General features: G+C 71.4%; 16 protein-coding genes. 14 read left to right on the forward strand and 2 right to left on the reverse strand.

Annotated elements, in window-relative coordinates:
* Positions 1 to 305: 305 nt before the first annotated feature.
* The 7 genes from MFF56_RS07750 (at position 306) to MFF56_RS32430 (ending at position 7,840) form a co-directional block, all read left to right on the forward strand.
* The gene (locus MFF56_RS07750; protein ID WP_066920267.1) at positions 306 to 683 is read left to right on the forward strand and encodes a succinate dehydrogenase, cytochrome b556 subunit; all 378 of its coding nucleotides are present in this window, start codon (positions 306 to 308) and stop codon (positions 681 to 683) included.
* A gap of 32 nt (positions 684 to 715) precedes the next feature.
* A complete protein-coding gene (locus MFF56_RS07755) occupies positions 716 to 1,588 on the forward strand; it encodes a fumarate hydratase (protein WP_066920269.1) in 873 nt (290 codons plus the stop codon).
* A gap of 91 nt (positions 1,589 to 1,679) precedes the next feature.
* Positions 1,680 to 2,459, forward strand: a complete 780-nt coding sequence (locus tag MFF56_RS07760; RefSeq protein WP_348626801.1) for a fumarate hydratase C-terminal domain-containing protein — start codon at positions 1,680 to 1,682, stop codon at positions 2,457 to 2,459.
* Positions 2,456 to 4,189 (forward strand): L-aspartate oxidase, encoded by a 1,734-nt coding sequence (locus MFF56_RS07765; RefSeq protein ID WP_066920273.1) that lies wholly within the window; start codon positions 2,456 to 2,458, stop codon positions 4,187 to 4,189. Before MFF56_RS07760 ends, MFF56_RS07765 begins: the two co-directional genes overlap by 4 nt.
* An 11-nt stretch (positions 4,190 to 4,200) precedes the next feature.
* On the forward strand, positions 4,201 to 5,823 hold the full coding sequence (locus MFF56_RS07770; RefSeq protein WP_066920275.1) for a thiamine pyrophosphate-binding protein: 1,623 nt from the start codon (positions 4,201 to 4,203) through the stop codon (positions 5,821 to 5,823).
* Positions 5,824 to 5,868: 45 nt separating this feature from the next.
* Entirely contained in the window at positions 5,869 to 6,873 is a 1,005-nt protein-coding gene (locus MFF56_RS07775; RefSeq protein WP_082772937.1) for an ABC transporter substrate-binding protein, read from the forward strand.
* A 493-nt stretch (positions 6,874 to 7,366) separates the two neighbouring features.
* Entirely contained in the window at positions 7,367 to 7,840 is a 474-nt protein-coding gene (locus MFF56_RS32430) for a DUF4279 domain-containing protein (protein WP_505744316.1), read from the forward strand.
* A 52-nt stretch (positions 7,841 to 7,892) separates the two neighbouring features.
* On the opposite strand, the gene MFF56_RS07785 is transcribed toward MFF56_RS32430, so the two are convergent.
* Entirely contained in the window at positions 7,893 to 8,636 is a 744-nt protein-coding gene (locus MFF56_RS07785) for a sulfite exporter TauE/SafE family protein (RefSeq protein WP_066920279.1), read from the reverse strand.
* A gap of 846 nt (positions 8,637 to 9,482) precedes the next feature.
* Between MFF56_RS07785 and MFF56_RS07790 the strand changes: the two genes are divergently transcribed.
* From MFF56_RS07790 to MFF56_RS07815, 6 genes are all read left to right on the forward strand, one after another.
* The gene (locus tag MFF56_RS07790) at positions 9,483 to 9,800 is read left to right on the forward strand and encodes a UxaA family hydrolase (RefSeq protein ID WP_066927131.1); all 318 of its coding nucleotides are present in this window, start codon (positions 9,483 to 9,485) and stop codon (positions 9,798 to 9,800) included.
* A 7-nt stretch (positions 9,801 to 9,807) separates the two neighbouring features.
* Positions 9,808 to 11,088, forward strand: a complete 1,281-nt coding sequence (locus tag MFF56_RS07795) for a UxaA family hydrolase (protein ID WP_066927133.1) — start codon at positions 9,808 to 9,810, stop codon at positions 11,086 to 11,088.
* 150 nt (positions 11,089 to 11,238) lie between these two features.
* Entirely contained in the window at positions 11,239 to 12,597 is a 1,359-nt protein-coding gene (locus MFF56_RS07800; RefSeq protein WP_066927132.1) for a cation:dicarboxylate symporter family transporter, read from the forward strand.
* A 13-nt stretch (positions 12,598 to 12,610) separates the two neighbouring features.
* Positions 12,611 to 13,552 (forward strand): hydroxyacid dehydrogenase, encoded by a 942-nt coding sequence (locus MFF56_RS07805; RefSeq protein ID WP_238229905.1) that lies wholly within the window; start codon positions 12,611 to 12,613, stop codon positions 13,550 to 13,552.
* Between the two features lie 4 nt (positions 13,553 to 13,556).
* Positions 13,557 to 14,546, forward strand: a complete 990-nt coding sequence (locus MFF56_RS07810) for an Ldh family oxidoreductase (RefSeq protein ID WP_066928076.1) — start codon at positions 13,557 to 13,559, stop codon at positions 14,544 to 14,546.
* Positions 14,547 to 14,621: 75 nt separating this feature from the next.
* Positions 14,622 to 15,431, forward strand: a complete 810-nt coding sequence (locus tag MFF56_RS07815; RefSeq protein WP_066928078.1) for a GntR family transcriptional regulator — start codon at positions 14,622 to 14,624, stop codon at positions 15,429 to 15,431.
* Between the two features lie 168 nt (positions 15,432 to 15,599).
* Here MFF56_RS07815 and MFF56_RS07820 read toward each other — a convergent pair whose 3' ends face one another.
* The gene (locus tag MFF56_RS07820; RefSeq protein WP_066928080.1) at positions 15,600 to 15,830 is read right to left on the reverse strand and encodes a hypothetical protein; all 231 of its coding nucleotides are present in this window, start codon (positions 15,828 to 15,830) and stop codon (positions 15,600 to 15,602) included.
* Positions 15,831 to 15,964: 134 nt separating this feature from the next.
* On the opposite strand from MFF56_RS07820, the gene MFF56_RS07825 reads away from it, so the two are divergent.
* Positions 15,965 to 17,038 carry a YeiH family protein gene (locus MFF56_RS07825; RefSeq protein WP_066928082.1) on the forward strand — a complete coding sequence of 358 codons (1,074 nt, stop codon included), beginning with the start codon at positions 15,965 to 15,967 and terminating at the stop codon, positions 17,036 to 17,038.
* Positions 17,039 to 17,129: the final 91 nt, after the last annotated feature.

The raw sequence follows: 17,129 nt of genomic DNA on the forward strand, positions 1-17,129 counted from the left end.
AGGGCTCGCCCCGAACGCGCGTCGATGGCGTGCTCGGGTCTGCAACGTCATACCCCTCACCCCAACCCTCTCCCTATGGGAGAGGGGGCGCGGTGCAGTTCCGGCCCGAGCCTTGAGCGCGCGTTCACGCACGGCGAGCGAAGGCTGCGCCCCCGATCCTCCGCCAGCCGCGTGCCGGTTCGGAACCCGTCTCCCCGCCCGAAGTCGGGCCTGCCCGACTTCGGTTCCCCAGTGCCAATCTCGGGCAGGCCCGAGATTGGTCGGGGAGAGGGATGTGGTTCGTGTCCCGAGAGGGGAGACCTCGCATGAGATCCGCCGCACGGTCCGCCATCGGCCCCGGCATCACCCACGCCCCCCACCGCCGCCCGGGCTTTGCCGCCGCGCTGATCCACCGGCTCTCCGGCATCGCGCTGGCGCTCTTCCTGCCGATGCACTTCATCGCGCTCGGCACCGCGCTCCAGGGGGCCGACCGGCTCGAGAGCTTCCTCGGGCTGACCCACAACGGCTTCGTGCGGGTGGCCGAGTGGGGTCTCGTCTGCGCGCTCGCCGTCCACATGGCGCTGGGCCTGCGCGTGCTCGCCATCGAGTGGCTGAGCTACCGCGAGCGCACGGCCGTCGTCGTCTCGGCCTGCCTCGCCGCCGCCTTCGCGGTCGGCCTCCTGTTCCTGCTCAGCGGGGCCTGACGCCCCCTCCCCTCGCCTCTCGGAGAACCGCCATGGATCTCGACATCCGCGAATTCGAGGAGGTCTGCCGCGACCTCTACGTCCGGGCCCTGAAGATCCTGCCGCCCGACATCAAAGCGGGCTTCTCGGACCTGCAGAAGGCCGAGACCAGCGCGACCGGGCGCGCCATCCTCGACACGATGGTGGAGAACGTCGCGGTCGCGGAGCGCACGAAGAACATCCTCTGCCAGGATACCGGCATCCCGATCTACAACATCCGCATCGGCCGGGACGTGACGTTCGACGGCGCCGAGCTGAAGGCGGCGATCCGGCGCGGCTGCGAGCGGGCCACCAAGGAATTCTCCCTGCGCTCCTCGGTGGTCCACCCGATCACCCGCAAGAACGAGCAGACTTCCTGCGGCATCCGCGTGCCGATCATCCACGTCGATTTCGACGAGGCCCCCGAGACCGTCGCGGTCGAGATGATCCCGAAGGGCTCGGGCTCGGAGAACGGCTCCTTCCTGCAGATGCTGCTGCCCTCCGACGGGATCGGGGCGGCCAAGCGCTTCGTGATCGACCGGGTGATCGAGCTCGGCGGCCGGGTCTGCCCGCCGACCATCGTGGGCGTGGGGCTGGGCGGCACCTCGGACCTCTGCATGCATCTGGCCAAGGTCGCCGCCACGCGCCCCCTGCGCACGGTCTGCGCCGACCCGGAGGGAGCGCGGATCGAGGCGGAACTGTCGCGCGCGGTCAACGAACTCGGCGTCGGCCCGCAGGGGCTGGGCGGGCGCTCGACCAGCTTCGCGGTGCACGTGGAACTCGCCGCCACCCACATCACCCAGAACCCGGTTGCCGTGAACATCCAGTGCCACTCGGCCCGCCGCGCCCGCGCGACGATCACGCCGGGGGGCATCGCGTTCGATTGAGGCGATGCGGGCCATCACCCGAACGCTCCGAGAACGCGCCCCCATTCCCGGACGCCTGGAACGCAGTGGAAGGTGATCCGGGATCCAGAGAATGGAGTGCCGCGAAGCGGCTCGATCTCGAGCAACCTCGCAGCATTCGGACGCTTCGCGACATCCTGTGCTGGGTCCCGGATCACCTTCCACTGCGTTCCAGGCGTCCGGGAATGGGCGGTCGCGAGATCCGAAACGTCCATCCAGATCCGCTTCCAGGGAGACCCCCGTGGCCCACCACGTCCTCGACATGCCGGCCAATGAGGCCGAGATCCGGGCCCTTCGGATCGGCGACACCGTGACCCTGCGGCGCTGGCTGTTCGGCATCCGCGACGCCACCCTGATCCACATGTTCGACCGGGACCGGCGCACCCGGCTCGACCTCGCCGGCCACGCGGTGATCCACACCGCGCCCAACGTCCACCGGGTCGCCCCCTCTCCCGAGGCGCCGGTCGGCTACGCGCCCTTCTGCATCGGCACCACCACCTCCATGCGCATGGAGCGCTTCACCGAGGCGCTGATGGAGCGGGAAGGCGTGCGCCTGATCGTCGGCAAGGGCGGCATGGGCCCGGCGACGCTGAAGGCCTTTGCCGAGCGGGGCGGCGCCTACCTCGCCATCGTCGGGGGCGCGGCGGCTTTGGAGACCACCTGGATCGAGCGGATCGAGGACGTCGACATGGACGACCTCCACCCCGAGAGCCTGTGGCGCTTCGCGATCCGCGATTTCGGGCCGCTGCTCGTCGGCATGGATTCGCACGGCGGCTCGCTCTTCGCCGAGGTGCAGCGGGACGTGGCCGCCCGCCGCGACGCGGTGATGGCCAGCCTGGAGGACGCCCGATGAACCCGGCCCAGGTCCAGCAGGTCGCGACCGACATCCTGATCCTCGGCTCCGGCGGGGCCGGCCTGTTCGCGGCGCTCCACGCCAAGAAGACGGCGCCCGACCTCGACGTCACGGTCGCCGTGAAGGGGCTGCTCGGCAAGTGCGGCTGCACCCGCATGGTCCAGGGCGGCTACAACGTGGCGCTGGCGCCGGGCGACTCGACCGAGCGGCACTTCATGGACACGGTCGAGGGCGGCAAGTGGCTGAACGACCAGGCGCTCGCCTGGACGCTCGTCACAGAGGCGCAGGTGCGCATCCGCGAGCTCGAGACCGAGCTCGGCTGCTTCTTCGACCGCAACCCGGACGGCAGCGTCCACCAGAAGGCGTTTGCCGGCCAGACCTTCGACCGCACGGTGCACAAGGGCGACCTCACCGGCATCGAGATCATCAACCGGCTCTCCGAGCAGGTCTGGCGCCGCGACGTGAACCGCCTGGAGGACCACCGGGCGCTGGAGCTGATCCCGGCCCGCGACGGCTCGGGGCTCGCCGGCGTGCTGATGCTCGACATGCGCACCGGCGAGCCGAAGCTGGTGCGCGCCAAGGCGGTGCTGCTCGCCACCGGCGGCGGGCCGACCATGTACAAGTACCACACGCCGTCCGGCGACAAGTCCTGCGACGGGCTCGCCATGGCGCTTCGCGCCGGGCTTCCCTTGCGCGACATGGAGATGGTGCAGTTCCATCCCACCGGCCTGCTCGCGGGTGCCGGCACCCGCATGACCGGCACGGTGCTGGAGGAGGGCCTGCGCGGGGCCGGCGGCTGGCTCCTCGATTCCACGGGCGAGCGCTTCATGGAAGCCTACGACCCACGGGCCGAGCGGGCGACGCGCGACATCGTCAGCCGCTCGATCATCCGGCGCATCCGGGACGGCTACGCCACACCGAACGGCGGCGTCCACATCCAGATGAGCCATCTCGGGCCCGAGGACGTGCGCCGCCGGTTCAAGGGCATGGTCGAGCGCTGCGCCGATTGCGGCTTCGACCTCGCGGGCGGCCGCGTCGAGGTGATCCCGACCGCCCACTACATGATGGGCGGGATCCAGTTCGCGGTGGACTGCACCACGGCGCTGCCGCGCCTCTACGCGGCGGGCGAGGACACGGGCGGCGTCCACGGGGCGAACCGCCTCGGCGGCAACGGGGTGGCGAACTCCACCGTCTTCGGCGGGCTCGCCGGCCAGTCGATGGCCCGCGCGGTCTCGCGCGGGGGCTCGCTCGCCGATCCGGATCCGGCCGCGATGGAGGCCGGGCTCGCCCGCGCCTACGGGCCGCTCGGCCGGCCGGCGGACGACCTCCCGGCCATCCGCGAGGCGCTCTACGAGACGATGTGGAACGATGTCGGCATCCTCCGGGACGCGGCCGGCCTCACCCGCGCGCTCGGCGCCCTCGACGGCCTCAGCCAGGCGGTCGCCCGCGCGGGCGCGCCGGACGGCGACCGCCGCTACGCGCTGACCTGGATGGACCGGCTGAACCTCGAGAATCTCGTGCTGGTCTCGCAAGGGATCGCGCGGGCCGCCCTCGCCCGCACCGACAGCCGCGGCGCTCATTTCCGCGAGGACCACCCCGAGACCTCGGATCTCGCCACCTCCGCCTACACGGTGGTGCGGCGCCAGGACGAGGGCTTCGCGATCGCGATGGAGCCGGTCGCCTTCACCCACGTGCGGCCTGGCGGCTCGCTCCTCGACGCGGCGGCCTGAGGGAGGAACCGATGGAGACCTTGCGCGGCGCCGACATCGTCGCCCGGACCCTGGAGGCGCTCGGCGTCACCCGGATCTTCACGCTGTCGGGCAACCACATCATGCCGGTCTTCGACGCGCTCCTGGACACCGGCATCGCGGTGGTCCACGTGCGCCACGAGGCGGCCTGCGTTCACATGGCGGACGCCTGGGGCCGGCTCACCGGCGAGGTCGGCGTCGCGCTCGTCACCGGCGGGCAGGGCCACACCAACGGCGCGGCCGCGCTCTTCACGGCGCTCGCCGCGGAATCGCCCGTGCTGCTGCTCTCGGGCCACGCGGGCGTCGGGGAGATCGGGCGCGGCGCCTTCCAGGAGATGGAGCAGGCCGCGATCGCCCGACCGACCACGAAGGCGTCGTGGACCGCGACCTCGACCGCCGGCCTCGGGGCCGACCTCGCCCGGGCCTTCCGGATCGCCCGCGAGGGCCGGCCGGGCCCGGTCCATCTCAGCCTGCCGGTCGATCTGCTCGAACGGGCGATCCCGGCCGCCACGGTGCGGATCCCCGGCCCGGAGGCCGCCGCCGCCCGTCCGGCCGAGCCCGCGCCGGACCTCGTCGGCGACCTCCTCGGGGCGATCGCGCGGGCGGAACGGCCCCTCCTCCTCTGCGGCCCGGCGCTCTGCGACGCGTCCGGCCGCGAGGCGATGGCGGCGCTCGAGGAGCGGCTCGGCCTGCCCGTCCTCGGCATGGAGAGCCCGCGCGGGGTCAACGACCCGGCCCTCGGCGCCTTCGCGGAGGTCCTGGCGCGGGCCGACCTGCTCGTGCTGCTCGCCAAGCCCCTCGACTTCACCCTGCGCTTCGGCGACGCCCCGGCCGTCGCGCCCGATTGCCGTTTCGCGATCGTCGATCCGGATTCCGTGCTGCTCGCCCGCGCCCCGGCCGCGCGGCTCGCGGTCTCCGGGATCGCCGAACCGCGCCCCACCCTCGCTGCGCTCGCCGGGCGCGCGACCGCCCTGCCCCGCCACGCCGCCTGGTACCGGGAGGCGCGCGCGGCGATCGCCCACCGTCCGCCCGCCTGGGCGGATCTGCAGGGCAACGGGCGCCTGCACCCGGTCGAGCTCTGCCGGGCGGTCGACGGCTTCCTCGCCGGCCACCCCGAGGCCACGCTGATCTGCGACGGCGGCGAGATCGGCCAGTGGCCGCAGGCCCTGGTGCGGTCCGGCCGGCGCCTGATCAACGGCGTGTCGGGCACGATCGGCGCCGCGATCCCCTTCGCGCTCGCCGCCGCCCTGCAGCGTCCCGGCGCGCCTGTGGTGGCGGTGATGGGCGACGGCACCTTCGGCTTCCACATGGCCGAGTTCGACACGGCCGTGCGCCACGGCATCCCGTTCGTCGCGGTGGTCGGCAACGACGCCCGCTGGAACGCCGAGCACCAGATCCAGCTGCGCAGCTACGGGCCGGAGCGGACGCGCCACTGCGACCTCCTCCCCACCCGCTACGACGCGGTGGTCCAGGCGCTCGGCGGCTTCGGCGCGCTGGTGACGGAGGCGGCCGCGCTGCCGGCCGCGCTCGAGGCGGCCCATGCGAGCGGCCTGCCCGCCTGCGTCAACGTGATGATCGAGAGCGTGCCGGCCCCCGCCATCCGGCGCCCGGGCTGAGGACGGACGGCGCCGCGCCCGCGGCGCGCCTTGGGGAGGGTGACGATGCGCAGACGCGATGTCCTGGCGGGTGCAGCCTGTGTGCTGGGGGCGGGCCTCGGCCCGGCCCGCGCGGAGGTCGGCGCGGTGGCGATCGCCCGCCAGCCGAGCCTCGGCCACCTGCCCCTGATGCTGATGGAGGAGCAGGGCCTGCTCCAGAAGGCGGCCGCCGCCCGCGGGGTGGCGGGGCTGGAGGCGCGCTACCTCACCCTCGCGGGCGGGGCCGCGATGAACGACGCGCTCCTCTCCGGGCAGATCCAGTTCGCAGCCGGCGGGGTGCCGCCCCTCGTCCTGCTCTGGTCGAAGACCGAGGGCAGCGCGATGGCGGTGAAGGGCGTGGCGGCGATGAACAGCATGCCGCTCCTGATGAACACCAACAATCCCCGGGTGCGCAGGCTCGCGGACTTCACCGACCGGGACAAGATCGCGCTGCCCGCCGTGAAGGTCTCGGTCCAGGCGATGTTCCTGCAGATGGCGGCCGAGAAGGAACTCGGCCCCGCGCGCCGCAACGACCTCGACCGGCTCACCGTGACCCTGTCGCATCCGGACGGGATGGCGGCGCTGCTGGCCGGCAACGAGATCACCGCGCATTTCACGGCGGCGCCGATCCAGGAGCTGGAGCTGCGCCGGCCCGGCATCCGCACGGTGCTCAACAGCTTCGACGTGCTGGGCGAACCCTCGACCTTCAACGTGGTCTGGGCCTCCTCGGCCTTCGCGTCGGCCAACCCGCAGGTCTGCGCGGCGTTCGGGGCGGCTCTCGACGAGGCGCTCGCCGCGATCGAGGCCGACAAGCCGGCGGCGGCGCGCGCCTACGTGCGGCTCGCGCGCGATTCCAGCGATGTCGGGCTGATCACCGAGATCCTGAACGACCCGCAGGTGCGCTTCACCGCCACGCCCCAGGCGATCGGCAAGGTCGCCGACTTCATGCACCGCACCGGCACGATCCGCCGCCGCCCGGAGAGCTGGAAGGACCTGTTCCTACCGAGCGTGCACGGGCGGGCGGGAAGCTGATAGCGCCTCGCGTCGAACCGATGGATCGCACGCGGCCTACCCGACCAACGGCCGTTCCGACCGAACGCGCGTCTCCGATGCTGCCCGTGGCGTCACGGCACCACAGCGCCGAGATGTGTGAACAGCCTACACCCGCGACCGGGGGTCGGCTTATACAGTCTAGCTTGCGCTTGCCGCTGTGGCATGATGCTCCAAATTGGAGCTTGGTTGAGGTGGGTGCCTCGGGCATGAGCCAGGCAGGGGCATCGCGCTTGCATCATGTGTCTGGGCGGCGATCAGAGGGCGGTGATATGGAGAGGCCAGAAGAGCCCGACCAAAAGCATCGCCCAACGCTTCGGCGTTCCGCCGGATGTCGTCAGAACGGTCATCCACAACGTCAAGGACCGCGAAGGCCTGAACGGAGCCGACAATATCATCATCTACGACAACGGAGACATAGAGGACGAGTTCGACAACTGGTTGGGCAATTTATGCGACGAGCCTGGAGTCCACTGTGGCCCTTAAAGCTTTTGCATCGCTGCGGTTCACCGGCGAGACTTTAGAGCCCTCGCTTGTCGGTGATATCCTACGCACCCGGCCAACCTTGTCTTACCACAAGGGCGAGCCGTTCCCCGTCGGGGAGTCTCGACGTGAGAGGATCGGACGCACGGGACTCTGGCTTCTCAACACGGAGGGCAGGGCGGATCCTCACGATTTGAGCAACCACATCGCACTTGTCGTGAGAACGATCTTTCTCGACGATGCGGGGCGGCCTGATCTACGCAAGGCACTCGATCTGCGCGGATTGGTCATCCGTCAGCAGATCGACATGCGGGTCTCACTTTTTTGGCACGGCACAAGCCTTGAGGAAGAGCCCGCGATCGGAGAAAATTTCCATACCCTGATCCGTCTCGTCGGCGGACGGGTCGAAACGGATTTCGATCGCGAAGAACCTGCATCTTCGGCGAACACATTGCAGATTGCCTGACGGGACAGACCGGCTGCAACGGTCACACTCGTCTCGGCGCGGTCAGGGCATCTCACCCCAGCAGCCCCGGCAGCGCGAGCGCGGTCGTGGTCAGCCCGATCGCCGCCAGCAGCGCCAGGACGATGGTGCGGAACCGGCGCTGGTCGATCCGGGCGAACAGCGAGAGGCCGGCCAGGACACTCACCAGCACCACCGGCAGGGCGAGCGCGAGGTCGCCGACGAGTTCGGGCGGCATCGGATCGAGCCAGAGCAGGATCGCGAGCGCCCAGACCTGCATCACCAGCGTGAAGCTCTGGTAGACCGCCCGCTGGGTGCGCGGCTCCCAGCCGCGCACGAGGCTCCAGGCGGTGGGCAGCGCGCCGGAGAGCCCGGCGATGCCGCCGAGCACGCCGCCGAGGAACCCGACGGCGCCGTCGCTCCAGGGATTGCCGAACGCCACCGTGTAGTCGGCCCGCAACAGGGCGACGGTGCCGCTGTAGAGGATCAGGAAGGCGCCGATCGCCACCTTGATCAGCTGCGGGTCGAGGTCGTGCAGCAGGTGGATGCCGATCGGCGCCCCCACGAGGCCAGGCAAGATCATCGCGAAGGCGGTGTTCCGCGGCGGCCAGGCCCGCAGGCGCAGGATCGAGATCATCTGGGAGACGGTGCTGCAGACCAGCACCAGGGCGGTCGCCTCCACGGGCGAGCGGATCGAGAGCAGCGTGCCCGACGCGATCAGCGCGAAGGCGAAGCCCGTCAGCCCCGAGATCAGGCCCGCGCAGCCGATGCACAGGACGAGGAGCAGCGTCTCGTTCACCGTGCGCGGCCCGCCGCGTCGATTGCCCGCCTCACCATCGCGTGCCCCCCAGGTGCCGCACCGCGCGGCGATCGTGTTTGGAATGTATCTTATATAAGACTTGGGTTGGTGCAAGATGAGGAGACGTCTGCGTGAGGCGGTCTCTCTTCCCGGCTACCCCAGACCCTCTGGGTCATGCACGAACCGCTCGTTCGCACCTCCGAACGGTCGGCTCCCGCGTCCTCCCTCCCCTCTGTGGAGGCGTGGACCGCGGTGCCCGAGTCGGGCCGCGCCCTGCATGACGCCCATCGCCTCAACCTTCACCGTCGCCCCTCACTCCGCGGAACTTCGTCCCGACCGATCCCCTTCGGGGGCCACCCTCCCCGCAAAGCAGGGCGATCGCGTCTGGCAAGCGCCGTGAGGTTTGCACGGGAGCCGCGACGCGCTCCCTCTCCCATAGGGAGAGGGTTGGGGTGAGGGGTATGACGCCCCAGGAGAGCGCTCAGCATCGACGCGCGTTCAGGGCAGCGCCATTCTTGGAAGCCTCATACCCCTCACCCGGCTTTCTGCGAAAGCAGACCTCTCCCTACAGGAGAGGGGACCCGCGCCTCGGCCTGCGGCGAGGCGCGAGCCGCCTCATGCGATCGCCTTGCCCGCAGAGGAACAGGGAGAGCGCGTGGAGGGCGAGGATACGGGACGGCTGCCCGATCCGCCGGCGTCGAACCATCCAGGAAAGGGACACTCGACCTCAGCGTGGTCCCCGTCTCCGGCCCCACCCGCGATCCACCGTTGACGCCGCTCGAGTTATGCGTCTTATATAAGACCAGTCGCCGCCAAGAAGCCGACGACAGCCATCAGGAGGACCGCATGAGCAGCCACGCCGCATCCGGCGAGGGGCGCCGCAAGCCGCATCTTCTCGCCCACTCCCCCGACGACAACGTCGCCGTCGCGGTGATCGAGGGCCTCTCGGCCGACACCGACGCGTTCGGGGTCGTCACCGAGAACGACACGACCTTCGCGGTGCATGTGCGCCACGACATCCCGATCGGCCACAAGGTCGCGCTGACCGACCTGAAGGCCGGGGACACGGCCATCAAGTACGGCCAGGACATCGGCAAGGTCATCAAGGACGTCGCCAAGGGCGAGCACGTCCACGTCCACAACGTCAAGACGAAGCGCTGGTGAGGTGATCATGTTCAAGGAAGCCGCTCAGCTCGAACACGAGATCGCCACCCCCTTCGTGGGCGGGGCCCCCGACCAGTTCGCCACGAAGGCGCTCCAATCCAAGCGCGCCTCCGAGGATTACCGCGGCGCCACCTTCATGGGCTGGCGCCGGGAGAACGGCCGCGTCGGCGTGCGCAACCACGTCGTCCTGCTGCCGCTCGACGACCTCTCCAACGCGTCCTGCGAGGCGGTGGCCAACAACGTGAAGGGCACGATGGCGCTGCCCCACGCCTACGGCCGGCTCCAGTTCGGCGAGGATCTCGAGCTCCACTTCCGCACCCTCATCGGCATCGGCTCGAACCCGAACGTCGCCGCCGTGGTGGTGATCGGCATCGAGGACCAGTGGACCAACCGGGTGGTCGAGGGCATCGCCAAGACCGGCAAGCCCGTGATCGGCTTCGGCATCGAGGGCCACGGCGACATCGCCACGATCGCCAAGGCCAGCTACCAGGCCAAGCGCTTCGTGCAGTGGGCGACCGAGCTGCCGCGCGAGGAATGCCCGATCTCGGACCTCTGGGTCTCGACGAAGTGCGGCGAGTCCGACACCACCACGGGCCTCGCCTCCTGCCCCACCGTCGGCAACATGTACGACAAGCTGATCCCGCACGGGATCTACGGGGTGTTCGGCGAGACCTCGGAGATCACCGGCGCGGAGCACCTCTGCCGGGAGCGGGCGGCGAGCCCGGAAATCTCGGACAAGTGGTACGCGATGTGGAAGTCCTACCAGGACGACGTGATCGAGGCCCACAAGACCGACGACCTCTCGGATTCGCAGCCGACCAAGGGCAACATCGCGGGCGGTCTGACCACGATCGAGGAGAAGGCGCTCGGCAACCTCGAGAAGATCGGCCACGAGTGCCGGTACATCGACGCGCTGCAGCCGGCGGAGGCGCCTGCCAAGGGGCCTGGCCTCTACTTCATGGACACCTCCTCGGCGGCCGCCGAGTGCGTGACCCTGATGGCGGCGGCGGGCTACGTGGTGCACACCTTCCCCACCGGCCAGGGCAACGTCATCGGCAACCCGATCGTCCCGGTGATCAAGATCACCGGCAACCCCCGCACCGTGCGCACCATGGGCGAGCACATCGACGTCGATGTCTCGGGCGTGCTCACCCGCGAGATGACGATCCCGCAGGCCGGCGACGCCCTGATCGACATGGTGGTGCGCACCGCCAACGGCCGGCTCACCGCGGCCGAGTCGCTCGGCCACCGCGAGTTCGTGATGACGAAGCTCTACCGCAGCGCCTGAGACAGCTGCCCAGGGGGCCGCGGACCGGTACAGGGTCCGCGGCCCCTGCCCCGACGCCATGGGGCAGGACACCCGAGCCTGACACGCGAGAGGAGGCGCGACCGCGGGGATACATCGCGGCGGCTTTCGTCCCGTCACAAGGAGGAATGCATGCGGTTGTTGCGGTCGATCTACGGCCAGGTCCTGCTCGGCATCGCGCTCGGCATCGCCGTTGGGGTCGTCGCCCCCGAATTTGCGGTCGGCTGCAAGATTCTCGGCGACATGTTCATCAACCTGATCAAGATGATCGTCGCCCCCGTCATCTTCTGCACCGTCGTGGTCGGCATCGCGCATGTCGGCGACATGAAGGCCGTCGGGCGGATGGGCCTGAAGACCATCGTGTATTTCGAGCTCGCCACCACCGTGGCGCTCGCCGCCGGCCTGATCTTCGTCAACGTCCTGCGCCCCGGCGACGGCGTGAACGCCACGGTCGAGAGCCTGGACGCCAAGCTCGTGGCGGGCATCGCCGGCAAGGCGCACGCCCAGTCCCCGATGGAGATCGTCGCCAACATCATCCCGCACAGCGCGGTCGACGCCTTCGCCAAGGGCGACCTGATCCAGGTGATGTTCTTCTCCGTCCTCGTCGGGATGGGGCTGGCCATGCTCGGCCGCAAGGGCGAGTTCCCCTTGCGCGTGGTCCACGCCTTCGGCGACGTGCTGATGAAGGTGGTCGGCATCATCATGCACTTCGCGCCCGTCGGCGCGTTCGGCGCGATGGCCTTCACCATCGGCAAGTTCGGCCTCGGCATCCTGGCCCAGTACGGGATGCTGATCGTCTCGCTCTACCTGACCTTCATTGTCTTCATCGTGTTCTTCCTCGGCGGGGTGATGCGCTTCTACGTCGGCCTCAGCCTGTGGAAGCTGTTCCGCTACAGCCGGGAGGAGATGTTCATCCTGCTCGGCACCACCAGCTCGGAATCGGTGCTGCCGCGGATCATGGCCAAGCTCAACGGGCTCGGCGTGGACAAGAGCGTGACGGGCCTCGTGATGCCGGCCGGGCTCTCCTTCAACATGGACGGCTCGTGCATCTACCTGACCATGGCGGTCGGCTTCATCGCCCAGGCGCTCAACATCCCGCTGACCTGGGAGCAGGAACTCGGCATCCTGGCGATCGCGCTCGTCACCTCGAAGGGCGTGGCGGGGGTGGCCGGCGCCATCCTGTTCGTGCTGGCCGCGACCCTGCAGGCCTCGCAGCTCCTGCCGGTCGCCGGAATCGCGCTGATCATCGGCGTGGACCGGATCCTGAACGAGCTGCGCTGCGTGACGAACGCGATCGGCAACATGGTGGCGACCCTCGTGATCGCCCGCTGGGAGGGCAAGCTCGACGTGGCCCACGCCCGCGCCGTGCTCGACGGCCGCATCACCCCGAGCCTCGACACCCTGGACGACGAGAGCGACGCCGCCGACCTGCCCGCGCAGGAGCCGGCCGCGCTCCGGAATCCCCTGCCGGCCGCCGTGCCGGCGACCTGAGGAAGAAAGAATCATGCCCAAGGTCGTCATCAGCGAGTTCATGGACGAGGCGGCCATCGCCGCCGAGCTCCAGGGCTTCGACACCCTCTACGATCCCGGCCTCGTCGACCGTCCGGACGCGCTGGCCGCCGCGCTGAAAGGGGCCGACGCGCTCATCGTGCGCAACCGGACGCAGGTGCGCGGCGCCCTGCTCGAGGCCGCCCCCGACCTGAAGGTGGTGGGCCGTCTCGGCGTCGGCCTCGACAACATCGACGTCGCGGCCTGCAAGGATCGCGGCATCGCGGTCTACCCGGCGACCGGCGCCAACGACGGGGCGGTGGCCGAGTACGTGATCGGCACCGCGATGCTGCTCCTGCGCGGCGCCTACGGCGCCACCGCCGAGGTCGCCGCCGGCACCTGGCCGCGCAACGCCCTGATGGGCCGCGAGATCGCCGGCAAGCGCCTCGGCCTCGTCGGGTTCGGCGCCATCGCCCGCGAGACGGCGCGCCGCGCCGCCGCCCTCGACATGATGGTCTCGGCCCACGACCCGTTCCTCGGCGCCGACGACCCGGCCTGGACGCCGCCCTACGGCGGGATCGCCCGCCGCGACCTCGACGCCCTGATCGCCGAGAGCGACGTGCTCTCGCTCCACGTGCCGCTCACCGAGGGGACCCGCGGCCTGATCGGCGCGGAGGCGATCGCCCGGATGCCGAAGGGCGCCGTGCTGATCAACGCGGCCCGCGGCGGCGTGGTGGACGAGGCGGCGGTCGCCGCCGCGCTCCGATCGGGCCATCTCGGCGGCGCGGCCCTCGACGTGTTCGACCGCGAGCCGCTCGACGCCGCGGCCGGCGCCGTCTTCGCGGGCGTGCCGAACCTCGTCCTCACGCCCCACATCGCGGGCGTGACGCAGGAATCGAACGTGCGCGTCTCGGCCGTCACCGCGCGGGCCGTGCGCCGCCACCTCACGGAGCGCTAAGGCGATGGCCACCCTCACCCTCACGGAAGCGGAAGCGCTCGCCGCCGACGCGCTCGTCCGCTGCGGCACCCTCGAGCCCGCCGCCCGCAGCGTCGCCCGCGCGCTCGTCGGCGCGGAGGCCGACGGCCTGAAGGGGCACGGCCTCTCGCGCGTCGCCCCCTACGCGGCCCAGGTGCGGGCCGGCAAGGTGGTGGGCGACGCCCTCCCCCGGGCCGAGCGCCCGCGCCCGGGGCTGCTCGCGGTCGATGCCGCGCACGGCTTCGCCTATCCGGCGATCGACCTCGCCCTCGAGGCGCTGCCGACCATGGCCCGGGAGCAGGGCATCGCGGCCGCGGGCATCCGGCGCTCGCACCATTGCGGCGCCGCCGGCCGCCCGGTCGAGGCGCTGGCCGAGCAATCGTGCGTCGCGCTCCTCTTCGCCAACACGCCCGCCGCCATGGCGCCCTGGGGCGGCCGGCGGGCCGTGTTCGGCACCAACCCGCTCGCCTTCGCCTGCCCGCTGCCGGGCCGCGCGCCGATCGTGGTCGATCTCGCCCTCTCGAAGGTGGCGCGCGCCAACATCGTGGGCGCGGCCAAGCGCGGCGAGGCCATTCCGGAGGGCTGGGCCCTCGACGCCGAGGGACACCCCACCACCGACGCCAAGGCCGCGCTCGCGGGCACGATGGTCCCGCTCGGCGACGCCAAGGGCACGGCGCTCGCCCTGATGGTGGAAGTGCTCGCCGCCGGCCTCGTCGGCGCGCGCTTCGCGGACGAGGCCTCCTCGTTCCTCGACGCGGAGGGCGACCCGCCGGGCACCGGCCAGCTCATCATCGCCATCGACGCCGCCGCGCTGAGCCCGGACGCGCCGGAGCGCTTCGCCGCGCTCGCCGGGGCGATCGAGGGCCAGGATGGTGCGCGCCTGCCGGGCGCCCGCCGGCTCGGCCTGCGGCAGCGCGCGGCGGAGGCCGGCCTCGACCTGCCCGACGCGCTGGTGGCGGAGATCCGGGCCCTGTGAGTGGATCGCCTGTGCGGCGCGGCGAACCTGTGATTGCCCCGGCCGGTGGGGCGACGTAAGCGAGAGGAGGGAGAGGTGCTGGACACATCCTTCGACGCTCTGCCCGCGGGTGGGGCACAGCGTCGTCACGAGATGGAACGGTCAGGCGCAGGTCAGGCGGGTTCGGGGCGCGGCGGCGCGGTCGGTTTCCGGCCGCTCTACCGGCAGGTCTACGACACGCTGCTGAAGCGCCTCGCCGACGCGGTCTGGCAGCCGGGCCAGATCCTGCCGAGCGAGGGGCAGCTCGCCGCCGAGCTCGGGGTCAGCCAGGGCACGGTGCGCAAGGCGCTCGACGCGCTGACCGCCGACAGCCTCTTGGTGCGCCGCCAGGGCCGCGGCACCTTCGTGGCCGACCACGACGACAAGCAGAGCGTCTTCCGCTTCTTCAAGCTCAGGCCCGACGGCGACGGCACCGGCATGCCGACCAGCCGGGTCACGGCGATCGCGGAAGCGCCCGCCAGCGCCGACGAGCGCGGGCGCCTCGATCTCGCGCGCGCCGCCCGCGTGGTGCGGATCGAGCGCGTGCGCCTCGTCGATGCGCGGCTCTGCGTGTCGGAGACGATCAGCGTACCGGCGTCCCTCTTCCCCGGCATCGCCCAGATCGAATTGCCCAACACCCTCTACAGCCTCTACGCCGCCCGCTTCGGCATCACGATCGCGACCGCGAACGAGCGCCTCAAGGCGGTGGCGCTGGGCGCCCGCGAGGCCGGCCTGCTGGAGGTGGCGGAGGGCACGCCCGCGCTCGAGATCGACCGCGTCGCCGTCGATCTGGAGGAGCGGCCGGTCGAGTGGCGCCTCTCGACCTGCCTGACGCAGGAGATCCACTACCTCTCGGTCCTGCGCTGACCGGGGCCCAGCGCCGCCGGCGTTCCGCGGCGAGAAACCAGGGGGAACGCGCTGCATCGGCCGGACGGAGCGCGCGATCGCGGATCGCGGATGACGGAACCTCTCGGGGCGGCACGATCTGCGCATCGGCCGGCGGCCGTGCGGATCCCCGTCGGGCGGGAGCGGGCGTCAGCGCGTCAGCGCGGGGGCGGGGCGCTCGATCGCGGCGGACGGGACGGCCGCGTGGGCGGCGAAGTGGACGCGCCCGGCGAGGATGAGGAGCGCGAGGCCCCAGAACAGGGCGACGCCGAGGTTGCGCGCCCGGTATCCGTCCGGCATCGCGTCGCGGTGGCCGGGCCGCTCGACAGGCTCGCCGAACGGGTCGTAGGCGGAACGCCGCGGGTGGACGAGAGTGGGCATGGGCGGAGTATCGCGCCCGGCCCGGGAGCAGACAATGGTTGCATCGCTGCGATCTTCCACGCTCAGGGAGAACGCCCTTCTTCCCAAGGCGCCGGAGAGAGAGCGTTGTTCCCCTACCGTGTGAGGACGAGACCATGAGCGCCAAGGCACCCGCGAAGGAGGCTCTGCCCGGCACGGCCGCCGGCGAGGCGCCCTCGCTCCTGCCCGGGCTCCTCGTCTGCCTCGCGATCACGGCGGCGGCGGTCGCGGTGCAGGCGGTCGAGGAGCATCTCACGGGCCACCCCTATGTCGAGGCGCTGGTCGTCGCGATCCTGGCGGGCATCGCCTTGCGCACCGTCTGGGTGCCGGGCGAGCGCTACCGGGCCGGCATCGCCTTCTCGGCCAAGCAGGTGCTGGAGGTGGCCGTCACGCTGCTCGGCACCTCGATCAGCCTCGGGGCGATCGTGGCCTCCGGCCCCGCGCTCCTCATCGGCATCGTCGGGACGGTGATCCTGGCGATCACCGCGAGCTACGGGATCTGCCGGGCGCTGGGCCTGCCGGCCCGGATGGCGATCCTGGTGGCGTCGGGCAACGCCATCTGCGGCAACTCGGCGATCGCCGCGGTCGCGCCGGTGATCGGCGCCGACAGCAAGGACGTCGCCGCCTCCATCGCCTTCACGGCGGTGCTCGGCGTGCTGATGGTGCTGGGCCTGCCGCTGTTCCTGCCGCTCGCGGGCCTCAGCGAGCACCAGTACGGGGTGCTGGCCGGGCTCACCGTCTACGCGGTGCCGCAGGTGCTGGCCGCCACGGTGCCGATCAGCCTGCTCGCCACCCAGGTCGGCACGCTCGTCAAGCTCGTGCGGGTGCTGATGCTCGGGCCCGTCGTGGTCGCCTTCGCGCTCATCGCCCCGCACCTGCCGCCCGAGGGCGCGACCGGCAAGGCGGGGCCGCGCCGCCTCGGCTTCTTCAAGCTGGTGCCCTGGTTCATCCTGGGCTTCCTGGCGCTGGCCACCCTGCGCTCCCTCGGGCTGGTGCCGGAGGCGGTGGTGCAGCCGGTCACGCGGCTCGCGGGCCTACTCACGGTGGTGTCGATGGCGGCCCTCGGCCTCGGCGTGGACGTGCGGGTGCTCGCCCGCGTCGGCGCCCGCGTCACCCTCGCGGTCACCGGCTCCCTGCTCGTGCTGCTGGCGATCAGCCTCGTCCTGATCCGCGGGCTCGGCCTCGGCTGAGACCTTTTCGGGCCGAAGGGTTCGGCCGGTTGGGTTGAGCCGCGCCGTGCCCCCTCTCCCTCTGGGCAGGGCGATCGCATATGCCGAGCGA

The organism is Methylobacterium hispanicum (genome assembly GCF_022179285.1).
In the GTDB taxonomy this organism is placed as follows: Bacteria; Pseudomonadota; Alphaproteobacteria; order Rhizobiales; family Beijerinckiaceae; genus Methylobacterium; species Methylobacterium hispanicum.

What these genes read in the sequence shown, in the direction of transcription:
- MFF56_RS07750 (WP_066920267.1), top strand. Translation starts at nt 306, where the DNA reads ATGAGATCCGCCGCACGGTCCGCCATCGGCCCCGGCATCACCCACGCC.
- MFF56_RS07755 (WP_066920269.1), top strand. Translation starts at nt 716, where the DNA reads ATGGATCTCGACATCCGCGAATTCGAGGAGGTCTGCCGCGACCTCTAC.
- MFF56_RS07760 (WP_348626801.1), top strand. Translation starts at nt 1,680, where the DNA reads ATGGAGTGCCGCGAAGCGGCTCGATCTCGAGCAACCTCGCAGCATTCG.
- MFF56_RS07765 (WP_066920273.1), top strand. Translation starts at nt 2,456, where the DNA reads ATGAACCCGGCCCAGGTCCAGCAGGTCGCGACCGACATCCTGATCCTC.
- MFF56_RS07770 (WP_066920275.1), top strand. Translation starts at nt 4,201, where the DNA reads ATGGAGACCTTGCGCGGCGCCGACATCGTCGCCCGGACCCTGGAGGCG.
- MFF56_RS07775 (WP_082772937.1), top strand. Translation starts at nt 5,869, where the DNA reads ATGCGCAGACGCGATGTCCTGGCGGGTGCAGCCTGTGTGCTGGGGGCG.
- MFF56_RS07790 (WP_066927131.1), top strand. Translation starts at nt 9,483, where the DNA reads ATGAGCAGCCACGCCGCATCCGGCGAGGGGCGCCGCAAGCCGCATCTT.
- MFF56_RS07795 (WP_066927133.1), top strand. Translation starts at nt 9,808, where the DNA reads ATGTTCAAGGAAGCCGCTCAGCTCGAACACGAGATCGCCACCCCCTTC.
- MFF56_RS07800 (WP_066927132.1), top strand. Translation starts at nt 11,239, where the DNA reads ATGCGGTTGTTGCGGTCGATCTACGGCCAGGTCCTGCTCGGCATCGCG.
- MFF56_RS07805 (WP_238229905.1), top strand. Translation starts at nt 12,611, where the DNA reads ATGCCCAAGGTCGTCATCAGCGAGTTCATGGACGAGGCGGCCATCGCC.
- MFF56_RS07810 (WP_066928076.1), top strand. Translation starts at nt 13,557, where the DNA reads ATGGCCACCCTCACCCTCACGGAAGCGGAAGCGCTCGCCGCCGACGCG.
- MFF56_RS07820 (WP_066928080.1), bottom strand. Translation starts at nt 15,830, where the DNA reads ATGCCCACTCTCGTCCACCCGCGGCGTTCCGCCTACGACCCGTTCGGC.
- MFF56_RS07825 (WP_066928082.1), top strand. Translation starts at nt 15,965, where the DNA reads ATGAGCGCCAAGGCACCCGCGAAGGAGGCTCTGCCCGGCACGGCCGCC.